Below are 21,937 nucleotides of genomic sequence, written 5' to 3'. Positions count from 1 at the left end.
CTCCTGCACGCGGGCCAAATGGCCCCGCCCATGAGCCCGCCTTCGCAGGATGACAAGCCGCCCCCGCGCTGAGGAATCCGCCAGGAGTCCATCGGGGCGGAACCCTCAGTGGGATAGGGATCGGTGTCGCCTCGGTGTTCAGGCGGCGGCGGAGCTGGACGGCGGCCCTTCACCTGCCAATAGGTCGGTGGCGTTGATGGCCTGCTGGGCAGCGTCCTTGGGGAGGAAACGACTGGCCTTGCCATTCCAAGTAATGACAAGTTCGTCGCGGGCACGGGTGGCGGCAACGAAGAGAAGCGATCGGGCACGCTGCTCTTCCTGACGGTAACGCTGGGGGTTGCTCAGGCGATGGGTCTCGATCCGCTGGTGCGGCACCTGTCCGTCGCTGACGCTGGTGAGGAACACCCGCTGGAATTCGAGGCCCTTGAAGCGGTGCATGGTTCCGATCCGTACGCCCTCATGGCTTCGTGGGCCGTCCTTGCCCAGTTGCGTGGCCGGGATGGAGAACGGTAGATGGGCCAGGGTCAGCGCCATCTGAGTTGCCGAAGCGCCGTCGGGGACGCTGATGGCCATCGCCTCGTATGGAGTGCCGTACTGGTCGTGGCGTTCCTTGATGAGGGCGGCCACGGTCCGCATCTCGGTCTGCCAGTCGGGTGCCCGGTAGAGCTGCGGGGCTAGGCCGGAGAGCACCGAGCGGTAGCCGTCGAGTGTGTCGATGCCGTCGTCGAGGTCGTCGAAGGTCTCGCCGGTGATCAGGCCGTGGGCGCTGCCGAGGATCTGACGGGTGGTGCGGTAGTTCAGCGTCAGGCGGCGTGAGGCACGGCCTGGGGTCTTGATGCCGAGCTGGCCCAGGACGACCTGGTGTGCGTAGATGCGCTGGTGCGCGTCGCCGACCAGGAAGATGTCGTTCGATCCGGGCCGGACCATGGCGCGCAGCATCCGCCAGTGGGAGGAGGAGAGGTCCTGGGCCTCGTCGATGACAATGTGCTGGTAACGGGGCTTGAGCCACATTCCGCTGCCGGCCTCGCGGTGGACGAGGTCCAGGCCGCCGTGTTCCTCCTTGTACTGCGCCTGGGTCTCGACGCGGGACATCCGGTGTTCCTCCGTGCGGGCGGCCTGGTCGGCGATCTGCGCGTAGGTGGTCTGGAGCGGCGGTTCGGCGAGCTTGGTCTGGTACGCCTCGACCAGGGCCCAGACGCGTGCGCGCTGGGAGCGCTGGAATTGGCCGCGCCCCTTGCGTGGGGCACGCATGTACTGGGCGCAGGTGCCGCAACCCTGGGCGAGGATGACGTGCTTCCACTCCGAGTCGAGGAACTCCACGTCGAACTCGTACTCGCCTGCCTCGGTGCACACGGTGTGCCACAGATTCAGTGCCGTCTCGTCATCGATCGGCCGCCCCAGTCGCAGGCTCGGCTGCTCCTCGACGACCTCGCGGGCGAGCTGGTCGACGGACTTGATGTCGACGCGCCGCAGCAGTTCGGGGCCGCCGAGAAGCTGGAGGCGGTGCCGTAGGTCAGCGGCGAGGTTGGTGTTGTAAGTGGTCAGCAGAACAGGGCGGGTGTGGCCCGGTTGTAGTTGGTCGACGAGGTGGCGCACACGGTGCAGGGCGACGACGGTCTTGCCGGTGCCAGGGCCTCCGGTGACCTTTGCCGACCCCTTGAAGGTAGCGGTGGCCAAGCGCTGCTGTTCGGGGTGCAGGAACAGCCGCCAGGCGTCGAAGCTGGAGCCGAGCGCGTCGAGGACGGCGCCGTCCTCGGTGCTGACCTGGGAGACAGGGCGACGGGCTGCCTGGGCCCAGTCGTGGGGGTCGACCTGCTCGTCGGCCTTCCACTGGCTGGTGATGTGCTGGCGCACGTTGTCGGGGTCCATACCGCCGTGAAGGGCGAGCAGGACGTCCTTGGTGAGCTCAGGAAGATTGTGAGCGAGCAGGGCGTCGAGCTGATGTGCGTCCGTGAGCTTGCGAAGTGCGGGAAGCAGGGAGGCAATGACGCCGAGGCTGGTGAGCGTGGCGTCGTCGAAGCGCGCGAAGAGTCGTACCGGCAGATTTTGGGTCGGCTGCGACGGCGAGTCCGACTCCTGAGCCGCCGCTGGTTCGGGGCGTTCGGGCAGGGCGACGACGTTGGCACTAACCTCGGCCTGGTCAACGAGCTCGATTCCGCCGGAGACCGGGTTGATGTCGACGGTCAAGCGCGTGAGCTCGTCGTGCGCAAGGGAGCCTTCGCGCAGGGCGAGAACGGTGAAGCGGTTCTCCTCAGTCTCCAGGAGCAGCGCCATGCGGGTGCTGTCGAGCACAGCCGTGCACAGCTGGCCGTTGTCGCCGGCCGCGCGCAACGGGAGCAAGCGCAGCGCACGGTTGGTGCGGTCGGCGCGTAGTCGGCGAACGAAGTCGCCGAGGGCGTCCTTGGCGTCGCGTCCCAGTCGGCGGATGTCCTGGTGGGCCTGGGGTGAGACGGTGACCTGGGCGCTGATCTTGTTCACCGTCCACCTCCGGACGTGGGGGTGGGCTCGGTCGGCTCGCTGAGCAGGGTGAGGAGTTCGTCGATCGTCCAGTCGCCCGGTGCGCGCACGTTCCAGCCCGCGCTGCGGCACTGGTCCATGTAGGCGTGGTCGTCGGCGTCCTCGGCCAGGACTACGCCGATCCTGTGATCGGGCCAGGCGAGCTCGATGGGCCGCTCGACGCCGACGATGTCCAGGCCTGCCCGGGCTACCGGGGCACCCTTGCGATCGGCGAGCAGGCGCGCAAGGGCGCCGACGTCGGGGTCGCCCGTGTAGGACAGTTCCTTGAGGACGATCTGCCACAAGGCACGTTCCAGCTCGGTTTGCGTCTGGTCGGCGGCTGCCGGTCCAGGTTCGGGCTCGGCCGGGGGTGCGAAGGTCAGACCGGTGCCGGGGTTGTTGTCGCGCAACGCGGCCAGTAGCCCGGTGGCCTGGTCCGCAGCTGCAGCGCTGGATACCGCAGCCAGCAGTCCGGCGTCGAAGGCGTCGAGGCCGGAGCGGGCGAGTTGCAAGCCGTCAGCGCGTCCCGTGCCGATCGGGTCGAGGAACTGCAGCAGGTTGCCCCAGCAGAGCCATGCCTTCCAGCGGCGGCGGTGTTCGGCGCGATCGCCGGCCACCGCCTGGGTGCGGTCATCCAGGACGGCCAGGCCGCTCCAGCGCAGTCCCTTCGACCGGTCCGCGATCAAGGTGAGCGGGAGACCGGAGGCGTCGCGGACCGCGATCAGTTTGAGGCCGTTGCCGGTGACGGGTGGCCGGGTCTCGTCGCGCAGTGCGGCCTCTATCCAAGGCGTGGCCGCGGCGGGCTGGGAGTCCACGGCGTCGCCGGGGCGGACCCCGTACAGGAGGCCGCCCACGGCGTGGACGGCGAGGTCCTGCCAACGTGCCAGGTCAGGGTTCCGCAGGAATCCCAGGAGTGAGGGGATGGCTCCGGCGTAGACCAGTTCGTCGAGCTCGAGTGGGTCCCGCCTCGCCTTGCGCCACTGCGCGCGGACCTTGCCACCAGGGCTGGCGTCGCTCGTGGTGTCGTACGGGGGCCAGGCGGCGTCGGCGGCAGGCCCGGCGATCACTGCGGCAAGGGGGTTGACGGGGGCGTCGACGTCGTCGGGGCGGGGCTTCGTCGCGCCGCGGAGGCTCTGTTCCCAGGCCATGACGTCATCCCAGGTGATCTGCCACACCAGGGTGCCGTCCGCGCGCAGTCGGGCGCGCTTCGCGGCGTCGTCCGCGATGCGGTTTGTCTTCGAGGAGGCGTGCCAGCGGTAGCCGTCGAGGTAGATCGCGACCGCTAGCGGCGGGGCTCCGTCGCCCGTCGTGTCGCCGGCCACCGGGCGCAGCAACAGGTCGGGGCGTGTGGCGTGCTCGGGCAAGTACTTCTGGGCTACGAGCTCCCAGTGGACGGACGGGCCCGCCGGGTCGCCTCGGTGCACCGTGAACTGCTTGCCAGCGCGTCCGGTTGGTGTCTCGTCGTGGCTCGGGACGGCGTGGTTGTCAGGATCGGCGAGCCAGCGGTCAAGGGCTTCGATAAAGCGGCGTTCCAGGTCACTCTCAGCCTGGTTGGCGAACCGCTGCCGTGCTTCGCCGGTCCCTTCCTTCCGGACGCTCCAGCGGCTGTGGCCGTCGGGGCCGAGGAGCTCGTCGAGCATCCACAGAGCTTCCTGACGGTCCAGCAGTCGGTAGTCGCGCTGGGGGGCATGGCCGAGCAGGCACAGATGGCAGGCGCGGCGTTGCCCCTCCACACAGGGGCACGCGCGCAGGGCCTGCTGGGCGGCGGCGAGGACAGCTCGGAATTCCTCGCCGTCAGCGTCGGCCAGGCGCTGCAGGTAGCCGGTGCCTCCGGCGAGGGCGTCGTACAGGACGAGGTAGTGGCGGGTCAGGTCGGTATCGCGGTCGGGTTCGGTGCTGGTCGTGGAGCGGATGTGGGCGGGGTCGCCGCCGTAGCGCAGGCCGATGCCCAGATGCAGAGCAGCGGAGAAGGAGGCCAGTCGTTCCTGGACTTGGAGGGTGGCGGCAGGCAGCAAGATGCGCAGGGCCTCGGTGCGGTGCTCGGTGGCAGTGATGACGCGCCGGTCGTCGGGCTGCTGGGGGTGGCTGCGGCTGCGGGTGGGGCACCAGGGGCGATGGTGGGCCAGGTCAGGGCGTCCGGCCAAGGATTCGCTGAGAACTTCCTGTACAGGCGCATTGCCTGGCTCGCGCTCGGTCGCTCCTCCGCACATCGGGCACACGGTGAAGCCCGTGACCGTGACAGGTTGCCCGGCAAACGCGGTGTCGGGTCGGCGCCCATACTTGGCCGGCCCGAGGTTGAAGCGCCGGATGACGGCCTCGCGGACGTGGTCCACACCGAAGGTGGCCTTGGTGTGCCGCCAGGTCTCCTTGATCGCGGCGGGGTCGACGTCGACGGCGGTCGCGATGGTGTAGACGCCGCTGCGGCGGCTGTCGTGGTCGTCGATGATCCGGGCGTCGTCGCGCTTGTCACGGGAGGTGACCTTGCGGGGCACGATCACGGCCTGCAGGGCTGCCCGCCCGCCGATGCCGGTACCGGTGCAACGCGGGCACGTGGAGGTGTTGCTCTCGGCGTCGCGGGTTCGCACATATCCACAGTCCTGGCATACCCGCCAGATCTGTACGCCTTCTGAGGTGCCGCTCTCGGAGCGGCGGGAGCGCGGGCCGAGGTCGAAGCCGTCGATCTCGTGCCGGTAGCCGCGTACGTAGTAGGCGTTGCCGGGCGCGAGTTCGGTGAGCGCGGCCTCGGCGGGGCGCTTATAGGTACGTAGATCGGTGCGCCACCGGGCTTTCGAGGTCGCTTGGTCGTCTTCGGCGTCGGAGTTCCGTTGTTTACGGGCGGGCTCCTTGTGGCTGAGGGTAGCCTCCAAGTGCACGCCGTCTTCGACGAGGCTGTAGTTGGGCAGCAGGCCCTGCTCGACCAGAAAGCTCTGCGCGCTGGCCTGGCCGAGCTCGTCCAGACGGCGGCTGACGCCAGCAGCTTCGCGCTCCAGGTTGCGCTTCTCGCGGGCCTCGTCCTCGACGTTCTCCTGGAGCTTGTCGGCTGCCTCGTTGATCATCGCGCGGCGGTCCAGCAGTTCGGCGCGCTCCGCCTCCCAAGCGTCCTCGGCCTTCGTGAGCGCGACCTGCAGGCCGGCCTCGGCGTATCGGCGCAGGGCCTTGCGGGCGTCGCGGGACACGCCGGCGTCGAGGACGCCGTCGATGTCGGGAAAGAGAGAGAGGAACTCCTCGACCAGGTCCATCCGCCCGGCTACCGCCTTGCCGAAGGTCTTGAGCCAGCCCGTGCGGCCGAACAGCGCGGTGACCCGGTCAGGCAACGGCAGGATGCCCTCGATTCGGCCCCGGGCCGTGAGGTCGACCAGGTGGGCGGTGTACTGGCGACGCAGCAGCTCCACCGCGGAGAGGAAACACCCAGGGGGCAGGATGCGCCCGGCAATGAGCTGGCGCGGATCGGCGAGGTGGTAGAGGGCACGCGGACTGGTGTCTGCGATGCTCACCATCAGCGCGTTGCCGGTCGAACGCCCGGCACGGCCCACCCGCTGGACGTATCCCGCAGTGGACGACGGCAGGGAGGCAAGAATTACCGCCTCCAACTGGCCGATGTCGATCCCGAGTTCCAAGGTCGGCGTGCAGGACAGCACGTTGGGGTCGGTGTGGCGGCCGTTGCCCTGCCGGAAGCCCTTCTCGACGGCTTCGCGCTCCTTGCGGGTCAACACACCGGTGTGCTCGGCGGCGACCACGCTGTAGGGCTCGGACTCCCGATACAGTCGACGGTAGTAGTCGGAGCGGAAGTCCCGCGCCGCGCGCCCCTCTGCGCTGGACGAGGGCATCACCAGTGCGCCCTCGCAGCGCTTAAGGGGGCAAGGCAGTCCCTGCCACACCGGAACCCGGTCCGGGTGAACGGTCTGCGTCCACCCGCACTCGGGGCAGGTCACAGCTGCCTTGGCGGTCTGGCTGTCGTCCAGCGGACGCACCCGGACATGACCAGCCGTCAGCCCGTACACCCCATGGTCGTGGTTCTGGCCGCCCGAACGCCCCTCGCCAGTGCGCCGGTGCGCGAGCGCTTCGATGTCCGTTCCGGCCAGCCGCGGTACCAGGTCGGCCAGGTAGGCGGCAGCCTCGCTGTGGTCCAGTCCGAGGCAGCGGTGGGTGAAGTCGGCGTACCAGCTGTCCTTGGAGTCGGCCCGCTCGAAGTCGGTGCGCCCCGAGCGGGAACCCACCAGCAGGAACGACGGCGCGTCAGAGCCGCGTCCGAAGGCAGGCATGCCCTCGGGGCGGCCGGTCCAGACGGGGTAGCGGGTGCGGCCCTCCTCGTCGACGTAGGTGTGCAGCCAGGCGTGCTGGATGCCACCGCTCTGCCGCAGATGCTCCAGCAGGCCACGGACGTAGCCTTCGAAGCGGCGGTCGCGGTCGATCCCGGCCGGCGGCAGCGGGTGCTTCATCGCCGCAGCGGCCGGGTCGTCGATCCCGTCCAGGACCTGGCGGCGGTCCAGATGCACCTGGAGAAGCGCTTCGGCGGTCTTCGCTGCCCGAGCCGGGTCCTTGACGTAGACCTCGGCGGCGACGGTCCGAGTGAGCTCAAGAGTGCGGCCCATCCGGGAGTACAGTCCGAACTCCAGAAGGGTGTTGAACGCCAAGCGCTCACCGACCAACGTCCAGGTGCTGGCGGGGATGCGCTTCTTCTTGTCCAGCAGCCGTGCCACTCGGTCCACATCGTGCAGATCTGGCGGGACGACGGATGCCAGCAGGTTCTCCTCAGGCACGGCGGCGCGACTCACGAGCGAGGCGATCAACTCGTTGAGCGGTAGGCCGTTCTCGCGGTAGTCGTCCGTGTCCAGCGCACGCCACCGCAGCTGCTCGTGGATCAATGAGCGCAGTGAGAACTTCCAGGCTCGACTAGCCACGAACCCGGCCCGGTGCGCGGCGTCCTGCACCGAGTCGTTGAAGATCAGAGTTCGACGGCGATCCTTGCCCTTTGCATCCTTACTGGGCAGCTCACCACCGGTGAACAACTGGGTCACAACCACGGAGGCCAGCGGAGCGACACCGGCACCCAGGAAGCGAATGCCCTGCGCCTGGCCGCAGGCCGGGCAGCGTTCGTTCTTCGAGTAGTCGTCGGCCTCAGGATTGTCGAACCAGGCGAGGACGTAGACGCCGTTCTCCGGCGCAGTCGCGATCAGCCCGCTGTCCAGCAGAACCTCGTCCGGGTCGATGCGGCGAAGCGCCTCGCCCGTATTCTCCAGGACCAGGACAGTCGCGTCATGGCTGGCGGCTCTGCGCCCCCGGCGCTCACGCTGCTGCAGGATGGCTCGAGCCTGCTCAGCTGCCTCGGCCGGCGTCGCGGACACCAACGCCCGCACCCGTGCCTTGATCGGACCGCCCGCGGCGCTGCGCCGGTAGATCTCATCGGGATCATTGATAAGCGCAGCTGGGTTGCGCTCCGGGGAGATCGCCGCCCACCCGGATCGGCCGCAGTCGCGGCAGTACACGGACGGGAGACGACCTGCGTGGGTGGCTTGGCTCTGGCTTCGCTGCGGTCGGGCGCTTTGGCTGGTGATCGCGGCCTGGTCGGCGTCCGACCAGGAGAACACCGGCTCGGGTGCGATGAACCGCAGCACGCGGGAAAGCGCACGCACCCACAGATGCGTCTCCACCAGCAGGAGCGGGCGCTCGCGGTCGGCGGGCGCGGACGGGTCTCGGGCGACCGAGATGAGCGCGATCAGGCGGGCCAGCGCGGCGGCGGACGTGGTCGGGTCCTGGGCAGCGGTGGTACGCCAGGCGGAGGTGGGATCAAACGCAGCGAGAGCTTCGGCGGACGTCAATGGAGCGTCGACGTCAGCGCGCAACAAGGCATGGACCAGTGGATGCTTCAGTAGGCGGCTGCCCAGCTCACGCTGGTCGGTGGTATCGCAGCCGACGACGGCCTCGGCGATCCGGTCCAGCGCGTGCGGCGCGCGGGCAGGGTCGGGGAGCGCGGCCAGAACAGCAGGGGTCGGCTGAGGGAGCGTCAGGTCGAGCTGAGACAGGAAGGAATTGAGGTCGCGCCGATCCTCCCCGACCACGGCGTCGTCGGGGAACCTCACGCCGAAGACCTGCGAGGCGACGTCCAGCATCGGACGGGCCGACGTGACGCCCCTGGGCAAGACGGTTCCCGTGTCGGGTGAAGCCGGCTTGGCGGCGGCTGGGGTCTCGCCCAAGGTTGCCGACGTCGCTACCGGGCAGATCCCGCCCAACGGGCGCCCCGGCTCGGAGGCTCCCACGGCGGCGGCCAGTCGCCGCAGCAGCATCGCCACGTCCGTGCCCTGGGCACCGTCGTAGGTGTGGAACTCGTCGATCACGATGTAGGCGAGGTCTGCGTCGAGCCACAGCGGGGCGTCATGCTGACGCTGCAACAGCAGGTCCAGCATCTTGTAGTTGGTGATCAGGACGTCCGGCGGATTGCGCCGGATTTCCTGCCGGTCCACCATGACTCGCTTGTACGGTGAGGCGGCACGCGAGGCGCCCGCCTCACCGATGTAGAGCCCTGCGGTGACCTCCGCCAGACGCGGATCCTCCAGCAGATCGCCGAGCCGGTCCGCCTGGTCACCGGCCAAGGCGTTCATCGGGTAGAGCAGGATCGCCTTGATCCCGCCGCGGCCCTGCAACCGGGCACGGCGGCAGTGATCCAGAACGGGCACGAGGAACGACTCCGTCTTGCCCGAGCCGGTGCCAGTGGTCACCAGGGTCGGCAAGGGAGTGTGGCCACCCTTGGTCGTCAGCCGCGCGAACGCCTCCGCCTGGTGCGCGTACGGCCAGAAGCCGTCCTGCCACCAGTCGAGGTGCTCCTGCCAGCCGGCGTCAGCCGAGCGGAACGGACGGCGGATACGCAGGTACGGGCCACGGAACAGCCCGTCGGCGGGGTCGGTGAGGAGCTCTGTCAGTGCGTCCTGCGTGTCCGGCTCGGCCAACGCGAACGTCGTCGTCAGATACTCGACGGTCGTATCGCGCAGCGCCTGCGCAGCGAGTGTGGGCCTCATGACGCGGAACCGCCCCCCGTGGTCTGTGAGCGCTCGGATGGCGATGTCTCGGATGCCCAATGTTCATCGCTCGGATCGAAGGTATCGGCTGCCGCTGACAGGCCCGGCTTCGAGCCTCCCGGTACCCAGCCTGCGGCCTGCAGGCGGCTGGCGAACTCGGCGTGTGCGGTGCGCATCTCCACCTCGCGATTGGCGCGGTAGAGAGGGCCGGCGTAGCCGGTGGGGACGTTCGCCGCGAACGGGAAGTCCGGGTGGGAGCTGAGCTGCTTCCAGGCGTCCTTGGGCTGGCCATAGCCGTGGACCTCAGAGTCCTCCGCGATTCGGCGGCCTGCGGCGTCGAACCACATGTTGTCCTCGCGCGGGACTAGGACAGGGAACCGTGAGCGATACATCGCGACCAGTTCGTCAGCACCGATACCCAGCCAGACAGACACCAGGGCATCAAGTTCAATGAGGGCAGCCCGGCGTTCACGTTCACTACGCAGTGGTGTGGTGGCAGTCCAGTCGGGGGTGATGCTGCCTGCAAGATCCCCAATTCCCGGCCAAGAGGCTGCCCAGGTGTCCTGCTGCCATGAGCCTGTATAGAGCTCACGCCACAGCGAGGAGAACGCACTCGTCTGACAATTTAGACGGAGAGTACGCAGTAGCAGGGAATCGGCCAACGGATGCCCGCCTGTCGGGCCTGGCAGTGTCTTAGCCTGGTTGATCCGGAGGTCACGCAGACCAGTCACACGGATGTAGTAGTCGAGTGGCAACGCCGCCATGAAGCCAGCGGCCAGGACCGTACCTCGGAGGCTGGACGCAGACATGGTGTTGACCAGGTCGACATGTACTGGCCCGGAAGGCACGAGGGCCGAGACGAGACTGCGTTCAGTGTTCAAGGGGATCCGACGTCTCCAACCAACACGAACAAACTCGGAGTACGGACGCCTGCTAGCTTCACTAAGCAGCGCCGTCGCGAGAATCCGCCGATCCTCCGCATCGAGATCAGGGTGGGCCACGGCTACATCTGACTCAGCTGCGGCCACCGCAGCCGCGTTGGACTGAAGTTGAGCAAACCGGTCGTAGTCAACCCAACGCTCCTGGGCCGCAACGAACCTCGAGGTCTGGCCTGCTGGCCGATAGTTGGTTCGTGGCACAGCATCGGTGGCGAGGTTGAAGTGGTCCCACGGGTCGTAGTCCCGCATGCTCTTCGAACCACCGGGGGGCGGCTGCTTCCCATAGGGTGTCGCAATGGTGATCGTCGGAGCCTGCAGGATTACATCTCTCCAGCTCTCAACGGGACCCGGATTCCAGGTGAAGTAGCCTGCCGTCCGGTCGTTCTTCTCATGGAACCCGGGGCTGATGCGCGGGCCAAGTGCACGAAGCCGGTGCGGCCACGCTGCCAGGGCGGCGATGGCTGACTCCTCGGCACCAGTGACCGGGAAGAGCAGCTTAGCCTCCTGGGCGGGCGGCGGCTTCTCGTCACCGGCCAGCTTCAACCAGTCCGCCAGCGTTGCGGGGGTCACAGTGATGATGCGGTCTCGATGGGGGCGCAGGTCCCAGGCACCGTCGTGCTTAATACCTGGAAGTGGGCCGCGCCCGTCGTGGCGCATCGAGCGGAGAAGCACCTGGGGATGCAGCAACCAACTCATGTGCTGAAATCTGATGTCCTGAGACCGGCCATAAACGTTGATACTGAAGTGGCTACTGTTTCCCACTGGGTTGGCGAAAAGTAGCAGCTCGTTCGTGAAGTCCGCATGGAACCGCAAGTGCCCGTACGCCGCCCTCCGCAACGCGGCCTCCTTCGCCCCTGTCAGGTGCGTGGAGGGGTGCAGCAGCCCAGCGATGCCTCGCTCCCCGATGGCGCGCCACGACTGCAGCATAAACGCCCGATACAAGTCCGGTTGCGTTCCTACCAGCTCCGGGAAGGCATCCACCGATCCCAGGAAGCCCGACATTGCCGCCGAGTTCGCGAGCTCCCCAAGGAATGCTGACCGAGCCTTCGAGCCAGCGAGGACGGCTGCTTTGCGCTCTGCCCACGCCTCATTGCTCGGCTTCTCCCCAAGCTCGAACCATGGCTCGAACTCCGCAAGGACGCCGCTCTCCTTCCACTCCTGCTTGACCCACGGCGGATTCCCCACCATGAGGTCGAATCCGCCCTCCGCAAAAACATGGGCGAAGTCCAGCTCCCAGTGGAAGAATCCGCACTCGCGTGCGATCCGGTAAGCCGTCCCGTACCAAGGGAACAGGTCGCCCAGGTCGTACGGTTCCTCCCATGCCGTTGCGTCGATCATCTGCGCGTCGAGGTTCCGTTCCGCCTCGTCCAGCTGTTCCAGGTCGGTAACCTCGGCGACCTCGAAGAACGACACCTTCTGCTTCCCCGAGTCGACGTCCACACGCCCCACTACGGCCTCGGCGAACTCGATCCAATCGTCGAGGGACTTCAGTGCGGTCTTGCGTCCCGGGTAACCCTTCTTGATCTTCGTCAGATCGATGTCACCCTGGAAGTACCGTGCACGGTCGGTGCCGTTCAGCAGCCCGACTTCCTCCAACGGCCAGAACCACAGCGAGCACCAGGCGTCCATCACCTGTCGCAATCGCCAGTACGGGCTTCCCTCGGCGTGCAGTGCCGCCAGCACCGCGTCGCGGTCCATGGCCAGTCCACCGGCGGCGACACGCGTCTTCGCGAGCACGTCGGCACTCGCGCCCCACACACCCACCGCGCGAGCGATCTCCTGTTCCGACAGCTGCAGCCGCTTGACGACCAACTGCCAGAGGTACTCGACCCGCTGGGCAAGCGCCATCAGCCGGCCGACCTGCGCGCTCTGCTCGCTCTCCTCCTGCCTTACCTCTGTCCGCTGGACGCGCTTGGCCGCGGCCATCCCCCGCCCGCCGCTTGCCGACCCGCTGAGGTTCAGGGCGCCCTGCTGCCACGTATCGAACCCAAGGTCCAGCGCCCCCTGCCCGTGCTCGTCCTCGAACGGCAGCGCCACGTCAGCCATGACGGTCGCAGGCGCCGCCTTCCGCGCTGCCGCAGCCTTCTTCGCCGCGCCCCCACCCTTCGGCGCACGGCGAAGCCCCGCCCGCCATTTCGTCATCGCCTCGATGATCTCGGGTTCGAGCCACTCGGCCTCGACCCCGGCCACCACACTCGTCTCGGTCTGGTCGGCCGCGCCCTTCTTCGGCTTGCGCACCGACACGTCGTCGACCACCGACCCCCACCCCAGCGCAGGCAGCAGGAACTGGTGCACCGCCTGCCCAGGCAGTGGCTGCCCAAGCGGTACCTCCTTCGGCGCGGCCTGTCCCTTACTCCTGAGCCATCCGCCCTCATGCAGGGCGTTTCCCGGATACACCTTCCGTGACGCGCCGATGAGCGAATTGCCCCGGTGCAGGTGCAGCCCGTACCAGGGGGCCTTCATCCCCGGGTACATGGTGTTGAGCCACAGCGAGATCTCCGCCAGCTCCACCGCCGTGTCGTTGAGGTCAACCCCGTAGGCGTTGTGCAGGGCGATGTACGCCTTGGCCTTCTGGAACTCCCGCTGGTACTCCTCGGGGTCGATCTGCACGCCCCGCTCGCGCTCGGCCAGGCGCAGGTATAGCTCGGCGAGCTGGTTCACCGCCTCGTTGAGGAACGCGCCCGACCCCAGCGCCGGCTCGCACACCCGCCAACGCAGCACGTCCGCCGCGTTCACCCATGCCTTCTCCGGCTCCTTCGGGTCGACCTTCCCCTCCGGGTCCAGTCGGAACCGCAGGGCCTGCTCGACGGTGGCCTGGGTCAGGGACTCGGGTGTGTAGTACGAGGCGCTGGTCTGCCGGTCGCGGCCCGCGAGCCGATAGACATACGTGCCCACCGGGTACGTCGCGGACTCCTCCTCGCGGGTCTCCTTGTTGACCGTCCGCTTCACGAAGACGCTGTCGCCTGGCGTGTCCGGGTAGCGCCCGGAGGCGACCTGACTGCCCGTGATCAGCCAGGACCCAGCCTCCGGGTCGCCGCCCTTGGCGACCTCGTACTTCACCTCGTCCATGATGAACCCGGTGTAGGACATCAGGCCCTCGTACACGGCACCGAGGTGGTTGATGCTCAGATTGGCGTAGGAAATGAAGCCGCCCCTGCCGTATCGGCCCTTGCCCTCGATCAGGGTGAGGTGGCGCAACACCTTGTGCAGGACATCGTTGCGCAACCGCAGGTCCAACATCTCAGGGCTGTCGCCGGCGCCGTGGCTGGGCGCGGAGAGCTTCTGCCCGACGAGCCTTATCGACATGGGGTCGAACAACCGTGAGCGCAGGGCCTCGATCCGCACGCCCTCCTGGCCGTCGTCACCGCTGATTTCCGCGGCTTCCTCCATATCCATCGCGTCACGCGTGGAGACGGTCTCGGCCACGGGGTGGCCCGTGAAGACCTTGTCGAAGAGCAGCGCCAGCGAGTCGTGGAAGTGGTGTCCGCGCCGGGCTCGGCTGTCCGTCAACTTCTCCGGGATCACCAGTTCCCGCAGGCGGCTGACGCTGTATCCGGTGACGTACTCCTCGCTCTTCATCGGCAGGATGTCGAGCTCCGGCCGGGCCTCTGCGTACAGCAGGAACAGGATCCGGTACAGGTACCGGAGCGACTCCGTCGTCAGCAGCTTGGGCAGGTCGCCAGGCTCCTTGAGGACATCGGGCAGCCACGCGGCAAGGTCCTCGACCCGTACCTTCTGCTCCCGGACGAGGTTCAGCACCTCGTTGGCGATGAGCTGGACCGAAGCCTGCAGACCCTTGCGCAGGTCGCCGGTGACACCGACCGAGTGATCACGGGATTCCGCGACGAAGCGGGCGATGTCGTCCTCTTTGCCGTCCTCCTTGGGACGCAAGGAGTCTGCTCCGAAGAGCGCGGCGATGACGTCGAGCTCCCCGGCGTTGGCGCCCTTGGCACCCTTGCGGGGCAGCGCGACGTCAAGGCTGACAGCGAGGTACCGGCCCCGGGCGAAGTGCTCCCGGTCGGCGAGGATCATCACACCGCCGAAGAGCAGCAAGGCATAGCGCGGCGGATTGTCCGCGCTGAGCAGCCAGGCGGCAAGGTCGGTGACGGTCGTCAGGGTCTTGCCGGAGCCGACGCGGACTGGGGCAGGCAGTCGGCCCGCCGCCCCGCCGCTCCCATCCTCCCCGCCACCGCGCACCTGATCCACGGAAGTGGCGAAGCCGCCAGTGAGTACAACGAGTTGATCCTCGCTGAGGGCGACGGGCACTGCCACGATCCCGGCTGGACTGTGGACGATGCGCAGGCCGGGAGCAGGGTTGTAGCCCAGGGCACGCAGCAGCCGGTCGTGCCAACCAGCCAGGGCCGTACGCCATTCACCCTCGGGGCTGCTGTCGCTCGCCCAGGCGGCGCCGGACTCGCGGTTCGCATGCGCGACGGCGGCGGCCAGTTCGTCGTGTTCCAGGGATCGCTGCGACTTCAGCGCCTCTGCGCCGGCCTGCTGGACGGCGACTGCAAACACGTCCTCGGTGGCGTTGAACTTGTCCGCAGCGTCGCGAAGTGCGGCGCGAGCGGTGAGATAGGGCGCAGACAGGTTGCGCAGGCCCTGCCGTGGGGTGTCCTCCCCCGCGCGTTCCTTGGCAGTCCATTGCTTGAGGGGACCGTTCTTGAGCTGCGTGGGCAGGATCTCGTCGAGGTAGAAGGCGGGGAAGTACTCGCCCTCGTTGACCAGGGAGTCGTACGTCACGCCTGTTCCTCCTGCCCGCTACCGCGGTTGCTCATAACATCGTTGGCGCTCATGCGCTGGGCTCCAGGACGGCCAGGACGCGCACCATCGGCTTGCCCGCAGTCCTGAGCTTCTCAGCGCGCTTGCGCAGCAGCTCAGCGGTCTCGTCGCGTGCGCTACGCGTGAGGGCGCCGAGCCCGGGCAGGGTCTGCTGCCAGCGCCCGATCTTCTTCTCGTACTCGTGCAGCGGGGCATCCACCAGCTCGTCGCTGAGTTTGCGCAGCTCGTGCAGCTCACGGCGGGTTGCGGCGACGGCCGCTGGGAGCAGCTCGGTAAGCGCGTCGCGATCACCCGGAGCAAAGTGGTCGTCCATGCCGGGCCCAACGCCGAGCTCGGCGAGAAGTTCGCGCGTCAACGGGCGGATTCGTGGATGGTCCTGTGTCAGCAGGTCGACGGCGAGCCAGGCGACCACAGTTGGGCGCCCTTCCGAGTTGGACCACAGTCCCTGGGTCAGGAAGACCGGCTCCGGCACCCTCTTGGCGTCCACCTGCAGTACCGGGGCACTCTGGCGGCCAATCTGGACCAGCACCTTGTCGGTGATCCACTCCAGGACCGGGTGCAGCTCACCGACGTAGTGGGAGTCCGGCCACAGGGAATTGGAATGGGAGTCCTCGCGGGCACGGCGCAACGAGTCGGCGGCGTCCGCAGCGTCGAAGGTGAGATTCAGGCGCCGGTCGATGCCCTGATCGCGGCGGTAGGAGTCGGGTAGAACGGATAGGCGGTCGGCCAGGTCCTCGGGAGTGTCGAAGCTCAGGTCGTTACCCTCGACGACAGTCTTCAGCCGGAACGATTCCAGGTCCTCGAGCTCATCGAGCCCAGCCAGGACGTAGTCGCGCCGGGTGGAGAAGAGACGCAGTTCCTCTGCCAGGACCGGCGGAGCGGGGAGGTCGTCCGCCGGCGCTTCCTCAGGTTCGGCTTCGCCTCCGGCGTCAAGCATGTCGAGGAAGTCCATCCCGATCGGGCCATCGTCGTACTCGGCCATCAGCGCCTGCTCGACTAGCGGTTCGCCATCCTGAGAGGCCGTGTGGGCCTCCAGGTCGCGAACCGCGTCCTGGGGGCGGCGGCCGGCAAGGAGCGACTCCATCAGCCGCTTCTCTTCCTTGTCGGCATCATGTTCCTGACTGACAGCCTCCACCGTGCCGAGCACCTGGTGAACCACCGCCTCACGGTCGAGAACCCGCTGCGCGACATCCCGGTCGTCCAGCGCACCCTCAACGCCGGAAGCGAGGATCATCGCGCGGAACTCCGGCGGGTGCTGCTGTCCATAGCGGTCAATGCGGCCGTTGCGCTGTTCGACCCGGATCAGGCTCCACGGCAGGTCCCAATGGATCAGGTGGTGGCACTGGCGGTGCAAGTTCACGCCTTCGGACGCCCCGTCACCGGTCAACAGCAGCCGCACATCACTGCCGGCCCGAGCGAACTCGTCCACGTACTCCTGCTGCTCGGTGTCCGACACAAGGCTATGCAGAACCTTGACCGCGTTCCTGCCGCTCTCGTCCGTCTTCCAGCCGAGCAACGGCGGAAGGATCACCCCGAGCCAATCGAGGGTCTCTCGGCGCTCGGAGAACACCACCGCCCTCGTCCCGCTGCCAGGCCTGACGCCGATCTCGCGCAACTCCTCCACCAGCCCGGCGAGTTTCGCTGCCCCATGCTGTCCCTCGGTGCTGACGGCCTGCTCGATGCCACGGGCCAGATCAGCCAGGCGCAGCAGGGAGGCCACCTCCGGGGTGGACGCCGGCGGGTCCACGAGCGGCGGGTCGGTGACGTGCTTATGGTCATGCGGCAGCTGGTGGCCCAGCTTCCCCAGTCGTTCCCGTGCAGTCGCGAACAGCGCACGGTGCGAAGACAGGAACGATTTCAACAGCACATACGGAAACAGTCTGTTCTCGTCGCTGCGCGACTCCGTTCCTTCTCCGCCACGCTCCCCAGGGCGTCGCAGCCAGAACGAAGCGAGCTCGGCGAAGACCTGCTCCTCCAGATCAGTCGCATTCCGCTCCACCGGGTACGAGCCTCCCCGGGGCGCCCACTTCACCACCTCGACGGTCTTCCCGTCCCGCACCTCGGTCTTCGTTGCGAGTACCTGCGAGACCTCGCGGCTGGTCTTGGTGCGGCGGATGTAGAGGTGCCTCAGTTCGTCCGGCTGGGGGTCGTTCACGTCCTTGATGGCCATCGGATCGAGCAGCCGGACGAGGCCGGCGAAGGACCGCATCTTGCCGTTGTGGGGCGTGGCGCTGGCCAGGATCAGCGCGTCGGTGCGCTCCGCCAGGAGGTTTGCCAGCGCCCGGCGGTCGCTGCTCTCCCCGATGAGGTTGTGCGACTCGTCAATGACAACTGCGTCCCAGTGGACGTTCTCCAGCCATGGCTTATAGCGCTTCGGATTCTTGATCGTGTCCATGGAGACGATCACGCGCTTGTAGTAGGTGAAGGGGTTGCGCCCCGCCGGGACACGCCGTTCGATGCGGGCGATGCCAACGCTGTCCAGCCGCACCAGCGGAAGCGCGAACCGTGTCCACATCTCGTGCTGGAACTGCTCCAACACCGGGGCCGGCGTTACCACGAGGATCCGCTCACCACGCCCACGCCGCACCAGCTCACCGAGCAGCACCCCGATCTCCAGGGTCTTGCCGAGCCCCACCACGTCGCCGATCAGCAAGCGTGGCCGAAGCGGGTTGGCCAGTGCCTTCTCAGCGGGGCGCAGCTGGTAGTCCATGCGGTCGAGCAGGAATCCATCGGTCAGTGCCAAGCCCTTCTCGGACTGTGGCAGGGGCGTCCTGCGCATGACTGCCTCCAGGAAGAGGCGGCTGCGCCGAAACTCCTTCGAGGTATCGGGCACCAGCCGGGTGTCCTCAGGACGCAGCACCCGGGGCTGGTCCAGGGAGGTGAGGAAGCGGGCCTCGTGCCCTCGGACCAGGTCGGAGGCACCGGTCGCCTTGATCAGGTACTCGCCTTCCCTGGGCTCGCTGATGCTCTGGACCAGCCAGTCCTCGTCGCGCACCTCGATAACGGTGCCGACGGCGATCCCGAGCGGTGCGGCTGCGCCGACGTGGTCGGGTGAGGCGGCTGCTGCGTCGGGCATCGCGTGGTGACCTCTCGAAAAACGATCGCGCCGCTGTATGGGCGCTGAGCTGGCGGAATGGTCTTCTGTTAGCACCCTAGGCCCCGACTGTCCGGGGAGAAGGGCGAGTGGTGACTTCGGTCCCATCGGCCACCGGGTATCCGTCGGCGGCTGGAGCGTGCGCCTACAGTTTGCGGCTACGGGCGTACGCCTCCCGGAGGTACTTGGCGACGCGTAGCGCGGCCGCAGGTGCGACCCGCGGCGGCGCCTGAGCGCCGGCGCTGGCTTGCGGCGGTTCGATCGGAAGGATCATGGTCGTCCTGCCTGACGGTGCATCCGCAGGCGTCAGCTGCACCGTGACCACGTTCGCCGGATCGATCAACGTGGGCGAGTAGCCCTCTTCGGGCTCCTGCGCCGGTTCGGGCGCTACCACTTCGAGCTCATCAGAGGCGAAGAGCTGCGCGAAGAGATCATCACCACCGACCCAGGGCGCGTCGGGCGCAGCTCCGGCGTCCACCGCCTGCTGCGCCGCCGCCTGCACCTCAGCATTCGCGGCACCAGCAAGCGCCGAAGGCGGCAGCTCCGGCGCGAGCCCCGCCCCCTCCACCACCTCTCGCAATTGCGCGTCAGCGTCCTCGGGTGTCAGCCCGTGCTGAATGAGGAGCTCGTGCAAACCCTGCTCAACCCCGTCGAGCGACGGACGCTGCTCCGGAATATGCACAATGATCTTGGCCAGCAGCGGTACGAACGTGTTGTCGACATCGTCCCAGACCGGCGACACCGGCACAGGGCCGTGCGGATAAGGGGGATGGCCTGTCGCCGCAAAGAACAGCGTGGCGCCAAGCGCGTACACGTCGGCCGGTTCCTTGACTCGCTTCAGGTCAGTCGCCTGCTCCAACGGCATATAGCCGGCAGAGCCGAACCCCAACCCGGTCTTGGTCACAGCCTGGCTTGTACGGCGGTCGACCAGTACCGCCAGGCCGAAGTCGAGGACGACGGGGCCGGTGGGGCCGAGGACGACGTTGGCCGGCTTCAAGTCCCGATGCAGCAGCTTCGCCCCATGGATCGCACGCAGCGCATCCACCAGGGCAAGCCCCAGCGCAGCGTAGGGGCCGACCGAGAAGACGCCCTTCTCCTTGATCATGGTGCTGAGGTTCGGACCGTGCACGTAGTCGATCGCCAACCACGGCTGCGATGCCTCCGGGTCGGCAGCAAGCAGCGAAGGCACCCTGTCACTGACGACCGCCCGCACCGCGCCGATCTCCTGCGCGAACCGGGCGCGCTTCTCATCCTCGTCCTGCTGGGTGTTCTGCAGGTACTTCGGGCTGATGACCTTCACGACCGAGAGGGTGTTCTCTCGGTCATCATCGCCCTCAGCCAGGTAGTACCCGGCTTCCAACTCGGGGCCCAGGTTGTCCAACGGCAACCGCCGTGCGAGGTAGGCCCGGCCCATGCCCCCCTCGCCGAGAACGGCCAGCAATTCGAACGGGCCGAGCACCAGGGGGTCCACATCGCTGTCCAACGGCTTCATCAGCGCCCTCGTACCCCCGCCCGACTCGGAACTCGATCCTGAACCCGTAGCCACGTGCAAAGGGCACGGTGCACCCGCTACGGACCCGCAGCACAGCCCACTGATCAGTTTAGAGCGCGTGCACATTAACCCGGCCCGATCCGTCGGAACCCGTCCCACCTCAGTAGCCACAACGGAGCCCACCACGCACGGGCCAACACCGCCAACGACTCCGAGTTGCCTGATCAGACGGCCTAGCTCGGCTGCGTTGGGCTCGTTCGGGAGCCGCTGCCTCTGGGACTCTTCAGGGAACTTCAGCCAGTCCGTGGGACTTTCGCCGCCTAACGCGGCGAGCCCTGAAAGCGCGGAAAGGCCTCCGACGCAGGTCAGAGACCCTTTCCGAGGCAAAGACGCAGGTAGGACCGGACAAGTGGCCGGGCAGTGGCCATCCCCGCTGCCCTTGCGCCACGACAAGGGATCGCCGCAGGTCAGACTGCCTCTCTGGGCCATGTGGTCGCAGAGTGAGCGCCCGGATCCGGCCGAGAATGGGCGTGTCCCATTCCTGCTCACATGACCATGGAAGTGATCACGATGCGCGCCATCGTCGATCACGGCCGCGTCTACCGCCGCTGCGGCTGCCGCGACCATGACCACCGCCAGCTCGGCGCCCACTGCCCGCTCCTGGCCACCGATCCCGACCACGGCACCTGGACCTTCGCCGTCGACCTGCCCGCCCCGACCGCCGGCCGACACACCGTACGCCGCAGCGGCTTCCACACCGAGGACGCCGCCCGCGCAGCACTGCGCCGGACGATCGAGGGCCTCACCAGCGGCTTCACCACCGACCCGAACCAAACCGTCGCCGAGTACCTCACCGCCTGGCTGCAGGCCAAGGAACTCCTCCTGAAGCCGACCACCCTAGCTCGCTACCGCGGCTACGTCACCAACGACCTCATCCCTGCCCTCGGCGCCGTCCGCCTGGATGATCTCGGCTACCCGCACATCGCCGGCTTCGTCCACACCCAGCTCGCCCACGGACGCGGGAAGGTCACCGTCCACCGCATCCTCGCCACCCTCTCCAGCGCGCTCGGCGACGCCGTCCGCCGCCACCGCCTGATACACAACCCGGCCCGGCCCACGATCATCCCCAGGCCGGCCGCCGCCGAACGCCACATTTGGACGGTCGCCGAGGCCGCCCGGTTCCTGCGCTACAGCCGCGCCGTCGACCCGCCCTTCGCCGACCTCGTCGAAGTGATCATCGGCACCGGCATGCGCAAGGGCGAAGCCCTCGGCCTGCACTGGAAGGACGTCCACCTCGACGCCCGCATGCTCTACGTCCGATACACCCTCTCCGCGATCGACAACAACCACATCGTCCTCACCACCCCCAAGACCCGCACCAGCCGGAACTGGGTCGCCATCTCACCCCGCGTCGCCAACGCCCTGCGCAACCGCGCCGACGACAAAGGACCCGAAGCCAGCCAACAGGAGCGCGGCGGCTTCGTCTTCCACCGCCCCGACGGAAGACCCCTCCACCCCCAATACGTCCTCAACCACTTCCACGACCTCTGCCGAAAGGCCGGGGTCTCCCGCACCGGCATTCACGACCTGCGCCACCTCGCCGCGACCATCTCCATCACCGCCGGCGTCCCGCTCACCGTCGTATCCAAGACTCTGCGCCATTCGACGCTGTCCACCACCGCCAACATCTACAGCCACCTCACCCCCCAAGCGGCCCGCGAAGCCGTCAACACCATCGACACCGCGCTCACCCGAATCGACCAGGAGGCGATGATCCCGCGGCCTTTCATTCCCACGCCGCGACCACCCGACGACCACAATCCAGGACAGCACAACCGCCTGACCTTGATTAAGTAACGAACAGCAACGGCGACTTATCCAAGCAGTGCGGGAGACGGGACTTTTTGCTGCGACCACACTGCGACCACCAGCCGACGGAACATCAAAAAGGCCGCTCCCGCCAGAAGCGGAAACGGCCTACGACCTGCGGTTAAGCAAGTCGGGACGACAGGATTTGAACCTGCGACCCCTTGACCCCCAGTCAAGTGCGCTACCAAGCTGCGCCACGTCCCGTGGTCTCGGTGCCCCGGCGGAGCCTGGGGGGCTCTGCTGTGGGCTTCTC

At 67.8% G+C, this 21,937-nt stretch carries 6 protein-coding genes and 1 tRNA gene; 1 reads left to right on the top strand and 6 read right to left on the bottom strand.

Annotated elements, in window-relative coordinates; all coding sequences use genetic code 11:
- Positions 1 to 138: 138 nt before the first annotated feature.
- From ACZ6NC_RS19505 to ACZ6NC_RS19485, 5 genes are all read right to left on the bottom strand, one after another.
- A complete protein-coding gene (locus ACZ6NC_RS19505; protein ID WP_465734340.1) occupies positions 139 to 2,478 on the bottom strand; it encodes a UvrD-helicase domain-containing protein in 2,340 nt (779 codons plus the stop codon).
- A complete protein-coding gene (locus tag ACZ6NC_RS19500; RefSeq protein ID WP_465734338.1) occupies positions 2,475 to 9,509 on the bottom strand; it encodes a DEAD/DEAH box helicase in 7,035 nt (2,344 codons plus the stop codon). Before ACZ6NC_RS19500 ends, ACZ6NC_RS19505 begins: the two co-directional genes overlap by 4 nt.
- A complete protein-coding gene (locus ACZ6NC_RS19495) occupies positions 9,506 to 15,190 on the bottom strand; it encodes an Eco57I restriction-modification methylase domain-containing protein (RefSeq protein WP_465734336.1) in 5,685 nt (1,894 codons plus the stop codon). The genes ACZ6NC_RS19500 and ACZ6NC_RS19495 overlap by 4 nt, the downstream gene beginning before the upstream one ends.
- 49 nt (positions 15,191 to 15,239) lie before the next feature.
- Entirely contained in the window at positions 15,240 to 18,305 is a 3,066-nt protein-coding gene (locus tag ACZ6NC_RS19490; RefSeq protein ID WP_465734334.1) for an SNF2-related protein, read from the bottom strand.
- A gap of 163 nt (positions 18,306 to 18,468) precedes the next feature.
- Positions 18,469 to 19,815: a serine/threonine protein kinase gene (locus ACZ6NC_RS19485; protein ID WP_465734332.1), complete on the bottom strand. Its 1,347-nt coding sequence runs from the start codon at positions 19,813 to 19,815 to the stop codon at positions 18,469 to 18,471.
- A 549-nt stretch (positions 19,816 to 20,364) separates the two neighbouring features.
- On the opposite strand from ACZ6NC_RS19485, the gene ACZ6NC_RS19480 reads away from it, so the two are divergent.
- Positions 20,365 to 21,672, top strand: coding sequence for a tyrosine-type recombinase/integrase (locus ACZ6NC_RS19480; protein ID WP_465734330.1), 1,308 nt, complete (start codon positions 20,365 to 20,367; stop codon positions 21,670 to 21,672).
- Between the two features lie 142 nt (positions 21,673 to 21,814).
- Here ACZ6NC_RS19480 and ACZ6NC_RS19475 read toward each other — a convergent pair.
- A tRNA-Pro gene (locus ACZ6NC_RS19475) sits at positions 21,815 to 21,888 on the bottom strand.
- Positions 21,889 to 21,937 lie beyond the last annotated feature (49 nt).

Source organism: Kitasatospora sp. NPDC041988 (assembly GCF_055588525.1).
Note: the sequence above shows the minus strand (reverse complement) of the source record. Positions and strands in the feature narration are given on the sequence as shown.